We start from the raw sequence: 7106 nt of genomic DNA, 5'->3' as shown, positions 1-7106 counted from the left end.
GCTCAAGGTCCGCTCGAACGATTGCGACTACCGCTTCCGCCCCCACTCCGGCTTCGCCCACCTCACGGGCTTGGGCCTGGACCACGAGCCCGATGCCGTGCTGGTCCTGGAACCTGTCGAGGAAGGAACCGGCGACGACGGCGGCAACCACCTCGCGACGCTCTACTTCCGTCCGCTGGCCGGCCGGGACACGGAACAGTTCTACGCCGACTCGCGTTCCGGTGAGTTCTGGATCGGCGCGCGTCCCACGCTCGAAGAATTCGAAGCGCGCCTCGGACTCAGGACGGCGCACCTCGACGAACTCGAGATGGCCATCACCAAGAACGTCGGTGCCCCGGAAATCGGCGGCATCTCCATCCGCTTGGTCCGCAAAGTCGACGAGAACATTGATGCCCTCGTGGACACGGCCCGCTACAACACCGCCAAGGATCCGGAGAACCTGGACCTCGGGGAACTCGATGCACTGGACGAACTGCTCAGCGAGGCGCTCTCCGAGTTGCGTTTACTCAAGGATGCTTGGGAAATCGAGCAGATGAAGATCGCCGTGGCCGCGACCGTGGAGGGTTTCGCCGACGTCGTCCGAGCCCTCCCCCGCGCCATGACCCACCACCGCGGCGAACGCGTCATCGAAGGCGCTTTCTTCGCGCGCGCCCGTGAGGAAGGGAACGAGCTCGGCTACGACACCATCGCGGCCGCCGGAAACAACGCCACGGTGCTGCACTGGACCCGGAACACGGGCAAGGTCAACGCAGGGGAACTCGTGCTGCTCGACGCCGGTGTGGAGGCAGATTCGCTCTACACCGCCGACGTCACGCGTACCATTCCGGCTAACGGAAAGTTCTCGGACGTCCAGCGCAAGGTCTATGAAGCCGTCCTTGACGCCGCCGACGCCGGATTCGCCGCGGCCCAGCCGGGCGTGAAGTTCCGCGACATCCACACCGCCGCCACGACGGTCCTCGCCGAGCGCCTTGCCGAGTGGGGCCTGCTGCCGGTCTCCGTGGAGGAAGCCATCAGCACCGAAGGCCAGCAGCACCGCCGCTGGATGCCGCACGGTACCAGCCACCACCTTGGCCTGGACGTCCACGACTGTGCCCAGGCCAAGCGTGATCTCTACCTGGACGGCGTACTCACCGAGGGCATGGTGTTCACCATCGAACCCGGGCTCTACTTCAAGGCAGAGGACCTCGCCATTCCCGAGGAATACCGTGGAATCGGCGTCCGGATCGAGGACGACATCCTGATGACGGCAGACGGTCCCGTCAATCTCAGCGCCGCCCTCCCCCGCAAGGCCGACGACGTCGAATCCTGGATGGCGGGCATCTACCAGGACGCCGAAGCTTAACCACCGAGGCAAAACGCACGAGGAGGGCTACCGGATTTTGATGATCCGGTAGCCCTCCTCTTTCGTTAAAACACGTAGACGCCGGCTTCCGTCCACTTAATTTCGGGTTTTTTACACTGAGATTTGCCGTTTTGACCACTGAGATTGACGAAATCCACACGGAGACGCCCCGAGGCACTTGTACCCTCCTCCTAGGCGCAGCACCGATAGACGATCCCCCCGTTTGGTGCCGTTGCCATACCACAAAGTGGTATTTCTCTATCTTCGAATCGGTCAAAAGGAGGAGGTGAACACAATGGAGATGGTCTCAGAAGATGTGCTGGAGGCGGGAGCCACCCTGGCCTGTAGCAGCGGGTGCATGTGCACCTGATTTAGCGCTCGGTTCGTTGGTGGCGACGCTTGTGCTTCGCCACCAACGAGCCAAGTGAGATAGCAAGGATACGAACAACACTGAATTTGGGGGGCAGCGTGCGCTTGCCACTGTTCAATATTTTCGACTTTCCAAAGCACAAGAATTTCTATGAGGCTATTCATGCTGCGGGGCCAGTTGGCGCGTGGAACCTTATGAAGGTGCTCGACGCCCTCGATCGACCCATCTACCGGGCAAACCAACCAGACGTAGATAATTTCGACGTCTTGAAGGCCCGGGCCCTGGATTTCATGAATGCAGTCCCTGGGCTTGATGGCTTCGACAAGGAATTGCACGCCAGGAGCTTTGCTGGGTACGGACCGAAGCTGCAGTTTGAATCGACCTTCATCAATCTGTGGATGAAGGACACTGAGACGCTGTTTCGGGACGTTGTGGCTGTCGATGGGCCCCGCCACCTTCACGAGGCGGCGTCCAGTGGCCGAGGGGTAATCGCTCTCCCGCTCCATCTCGGACCCTCATATGCTGCCATTCCCATGCTCGCTTATGAAATGCCGACGACGACGCTCTACAACCGGATGAATTTTGACGAGATCCGCGCAGCGTCCTTTCCTGATTTAGACTTCCGTGGGATCCGGCTCGGGAGCACATCGGCGATGCGCTCTGGCCTGACCGCCCTGCGTGAGGGCAGGATCTTCTCCATGTTCCCTGAACTGGACCCTCGTGGAGTGGATGAGCACCATGCCCGAATTCCCTTCTTAGGGACAACCATCATGGTTCCCACCGGTCCGGTTGTCCTGAGCCATGTTTCCGGCGCCCCTATGGTCCCACTCACGCTCAGGGCCGTCGGCGACGGCCGCTTTCGACTCAAATACCACCCTGCGATACCACCGCCGGTATCTCCCGGTGAACGCCGCCGCTCCCTGCTGGCCGTTTGGGATGTCATTGAGTCAGAGCTTCTCGCCGGCGACGTCGGAGAATGGGAAATGTGGTTCGAATTTGACCGGATGCTCCCCCAGGTCTGGGCTATCGAGTCATGACCGTCGCCCCTCTTCCCGCCATTTCCCTTAAAGGCGTTCGTCGCCACTATGACGACGGTGCCGGAAACGAGAAAGCTGCACTAGACATTGATGAACTCGAGATCCAGCCGGGTGAACTTGTTGCCGTCATTGGCCCATCTGGATCCGGTAAGTCAACCCTGCTCCAATTGGTCGGTGGAATCGATTCGCCGACTGCAGGGTGTATAGACGTAGCAGGACTCCGGGTCTCCGAGATGGATGAAAAACAGAAGACAATCTTCCGGCGGGAGAATATTGGATTCATTTTCCAGGCATTTCATCTTGTTCCAAGCATGACGGTGGTGGAGAACGTCGGGTTGTCATCGATTGTTTCCGGTCAAAGAGGCTTTCGTTGGCGATCAGATGCTCTGGTGCTGCTCGATCAGCTCGGGTTGTTTGAATATGCCGAGAGGTTTCCCGATCAATTGTCAGGCGGGCAACGTCAGCGGGTCGCCGTAGCTCGAGCGGTATTCGGGGCTCCTAGCGTCGTCCTAGCCGATGAGCCGACAGGAAGCCTCGACTCCGGGAATAGGGATATTGTTCTCCGTCTGATTCGCGACGCGATCGGAGACGGTCGTCGCACGACCGGGCTGATGGTCACCCATGATCCATATGCTGCGAGTTACGCCGACCGGATCATCGCCCTGCGGGACGGGAAGATCGTTGATCAGCTTGACCTGACCCTCAATGAACCAGATCGGGAGGGGGATTCTCACCATGATGAGCGCGTTCGCTCGTGGTTTGCGGCAACTTCGCTTTGATTTTCCCCGATATGGAGTCGCAGCGGTTGCATTGGTCTTCGGCGTTGCGCTCATTTTCGGCACCCTGCTCACATCGAAGAGCATCAACGACCAGCTGTCGCAAGGAGCCGGCTCGCTGTCAGGCATAGGCGACGTCGCGGTCGTGCCTGCTATTCCCGGAACCACAGTCCCGGAGAGCGCAGTCAAGGCCGTGGCGGATCTCCCTGGCGTTGCGACGCCGATCCCGACTCTGGCACGGAATTCGAGCGTCCGGCCTGCGGGAACCGTTGGAACAGGCCGCCCGCTGACGGTTACGGGTTACCCCACGACGTTCAACACTGAGCTTCAACTCATGAGGCTTGAGCTTCGGGGCGGGCTCCCTACCGTAAACAACCCTGAGGCACTGGTTCCGTCTGATGTGGCTTCGCGCTTAGGGGTGGACATAGGCGATTCCCTGGTGGTCGCGTCGAGCGACGCTACCACGCAGCTGCGCGTCGTAGGGGTGTTCAATGGCAAGGTTCTTGGTCCGTTGGCGTACGACAACATTTTTGTCGATTTGTCCTACGCCCAGACGATATTCAACGAGCAGGGCCAAGTATCAAGGGTTGACATCCAGCTGTCGGCCGGGAACTCCGCTGAACGCTGGCAGAGCGAGTATTCGTCCAGCCTGCCTCCTCAGTTCAAAGTACAAGACACTTCTGCCTTCAATTCGACCCTCGGTCCCCTCATCGCGGTTGTTTCACTCATCTTGATGATCGCCTCCGGCACCGTACTGGGCATCTCGATCCTCCTATCGGCGACGGCCTTCCAGTCAGTCGTGAATGCCCGCCGGCTGACTTATGGTGTCATGCGCGCTGTCGGCGCGCGCGGTTCCTGGCTGGCGGCCGCCGTCCTTTATGAGGCACTGATGCTCGCGTTCGCGTGCTCGATGGTCGGGCTTGGGCTCGGGTTTGGTGTCAGCTGGATCCTCAACCAAGGGCTATCGTCGATGGGGAACATACCTCCAGCCACCGTGGCGGTCGAACTTTGGCAAGTTCTGCTTGCCATCCTGAGCGGGGTCGCCGCGGGCTGCGCCGGGGCGGCCCGGGCCATCATGAACGTGCTGCGCCAGGCCCCTCTTACGGCTATCTCGCCTGAAGGCGCAGAGCGCAGGTCTTCAAACAGATTCCGCGTCGCCCTCAGCATCATGCTCCTCATATTCGGAGCAGGCAGCTACTGGTTCGACTCGCTCGTCGTCAAGCTCGTTGGCTTCGTCCTATCGCTGGCCGCCGCGGGCTTCCTCGCTCCGTCAATTCTCATCGCATGCACCAGGCTACAGATCTTCGCAGGATGGACAGGGAAGGCTGCGGCTCAGCGCCTGCGCAGACACGCATCGCTCGACTCCACGACGGCCATCATGGGGATTGTCGTCTGCCTGGGTGCGGCCCTTGTCATCGGGGTCGGCTCCGTACGGAGCGCCATGATGGACCAGATTGGCCGTCAATTCGGGGCCGACATTCAAATATCGTCCACGACGCCCATCGTTGAGAAATTAGACGAACGTCTGGCGTCAATTCAAATGATCAACCGGGTTTCGGACACAGTTTGGGATCACGCGGCATTGCAGTTCCAAGGCACCACGAGCCAGGTTGCAATCCTTGCTGTCGATCCAAAGAGCTACTTCGCCACTGCTCAGCTTCCATGGCGCCACGGAAGTGACGGATCTGCACCAGCCGCCCTGGAAAAGGGAGGCGCGGTCATCATTCCTGAAGCTCTCGCCGCCAGCCGCGATATTTCCTTGGGCGACTACGTCAGATTAAGTCGGGCAGGCAAGACCCTCTCGCTTCGCATCGTCGGGACGTATGCGTCCTTGGCAACAGGGAATCAGGTGGTGATGAGTCGCGACGCGGCAGCCGAGCTCGGAATTACCGGATCCAACGGCTGGAATGTAGAAGCGAGGCCGGGTGTCGACGTCACAGCGCTCCGGGACACGATCGCTGATTCAGTTGCCGACATCCCTGGCGTCTCGGTGATCACGGCCGCAAAAATGAAAGAGCGCGCAGAATCAGAGCTCGGCTCCTACGCCGGAGCCGCCTTCGGCATCGTTGTGCTTGCGCTCAGTCTCGGCGCAGTCGGCGCGGCCGGCCTGTTCTCAGTCGGCGTCGCTCGTCGGGAGAAAGAGTTCGGGATGTTGCGCGCGATTGGTGCCACCCGGGGCGACATAACGAGGCTCGTTGCGGTTGACGCGATCTTGATCGGAATTGCGGCGCTTGCTTCGGGACTTCTCGTTGGTCAGTTGGCTGGGTGGGTACTAACCCGGCTTGTCGCCGGGGCACTCGGAGTGACGCTGAGCACGACTGTTTCCGTCCTGGCATTCAGTGGAATCGCAATTGTCACCTTGACTGCATTGTGCTTGGCGGCGATAGGACCGAGCCGCAGGGCGGCTCGAATAGAGCCCGCAGCGGCCCTGAGGGCCGAGTGATGGCCGATAGAGGAGGAGCGAAGATGGGCTGCCGCCCGTTGAGACTGCGGGACAGCGTGCTCGTATTCAACCGCGATTGTCGAATGCAGTTCATTTGCACCATGGAACTCAGGGTCCTTGAATTCGACGTATCCCCGTTTGTGATCGAGTTGATCCCCTTGCTTGACGGGTCGAATTCCATCGAAAGGATCGAATCAATCCTCGAGGGAAGTGCCGGGTTCAGTTGCAAATCGCTTGAAAACGTCCTGGCCATCATGGAAACTGAGCGCCTCTTTGATACGTACCCGCAGCCGGAGCACCCGAGCGCAAACAAGTTCGAACGTCAAGAGAGGCTGTTCCAGGAGTTCGCATCCACGTTTTCCCTTACTAACTCGCCAACTCAACTGCAGGAGAAACTCCGCACTTCAAAAGTGGTGGTCGTTGGAGTCGGCGGAACCGGGACCTGGCTACTGCAATCCCTCGTCGCGGCAGGCATCGGCAGAATTGAGATTTTCGATCCGGACATTGTAGAACTCACAAATTTGAACCGGCAGATCCTATTTCAGCCTGGCGACCTGGGCTTGGCTAAGGTGGACGTCGCCGCCGAACGGTTCACGTCGATCGACGAGAACCTTCAGGTCACGGCGAACCGTCGCCGAGTGGTAGCCGCAGCAGATCTCGAATCGGCGTTAAGGGATGCCAGCCTGGTGGTCGGATGCGCCGATGAGCCGGACGTCGTCGTCCTCTCAGATATCATCGCTGAAGCCGCGACGGAAGCGCGCGTTCCCCACATCGTTGGTGGGGCGTATGGCGGGAACCTGGGCGTGCCCGGCACCAGCATCATCCCCGGTCAGACAGTGTGCTGGCAGTGCATCCGTTCACAGACCATGAATGATCACAACCGCGCCGACTTCCTCCCGCTCAAAGGACGAACGAGGAGCGGGGGGAGCATCGCAGCTATTTCGGGCTTGGTGGCGAATCTGGCGGCGTGGGAGGCTATGAAGATCCTGCTCGGGTTGCCGCTTGCCTTGTCTGGGCAGGTACGGGAACTCGACCTATTCACCTTGGACTGGCGCGTCCGGAAGCTCGCACGCCTTCCAGATTGCAGCTGTGAGGCCCCGCAATAACTACTGCTTCGCCTGATCCTCACCATTTCCGG

The 7106-nt window shown here is 60.1% G+C and carries 5 protein-coding genes; all 5 read left to right on the top strand.

Features of this window, described 5'->3' with window-relative positions:
- A partial coding sequence (locus AHiyo1_RS02375; RefSeq protein WP_059387499.1) for an aminopeptidase P family protein occupies positions 1-1342 on the top strand: 1342 nt, incomplete at its 5' end.
- A 399-nt stretch (positions 1343-1741) separates the two neighbouring features.
- A complete protein-coding gene (locus AHiyo1_RS02370; protein ID WP_148667390.1) occupies positions 1742-2749 on the top strand; it encodes a lysophospholipid acyltransferase family protein in 1008 nt (335 codons plus the stop codon).
- Entirely contained in the window at positions 2746-3528 is a 783-nt protein-coding gene (locus AHiyo1_RS02365; RefSeq protein ID WP_059387497.1) for an ABC transporter ATP-binding protein, read from the top strand. Before AHiyo1_RS02370 ends, AHiyo1_RS02365 begins: the two co-directional genes overlap by 4 nt.
- Before the next feature lie 31 nt (positions 3529-3559).
- Entirely contained in the window at positions 3560-5968 is a 2409-nt protein-coding gene (locus tag AHiyo1_RS02360) for an FtsX-like permease family protein (protein WP_059387496.1), read from the top strand.
- Between the two features lie 101 nt (positions 5969-6069).
- On the top strand, positions 6070-7074 hold the full coding sequence (locus tag AHiyo1_RS02355; RefSeq protein ID WP_172465471.1) for a HesA/MoeB/ThiF family protein: 1005 nt from the start codon (positions 6070-6072) through the stop codon (positions 7072-7074).
- Positions 7075-7106: the final 32 nt, after the last annotated feature.

It is taken from the genome of Arthrobacter sp. Hiyo1, from assembly GCF_001263615.2.
GTDB lineage: Bacteria > Actinomycetota > Actinomycetes > Actinomycetales > Micrococcaceae > Arthrobacter.
This window is presented reverse-complemented; position numbering and strand designations above follow the sequence as displayed.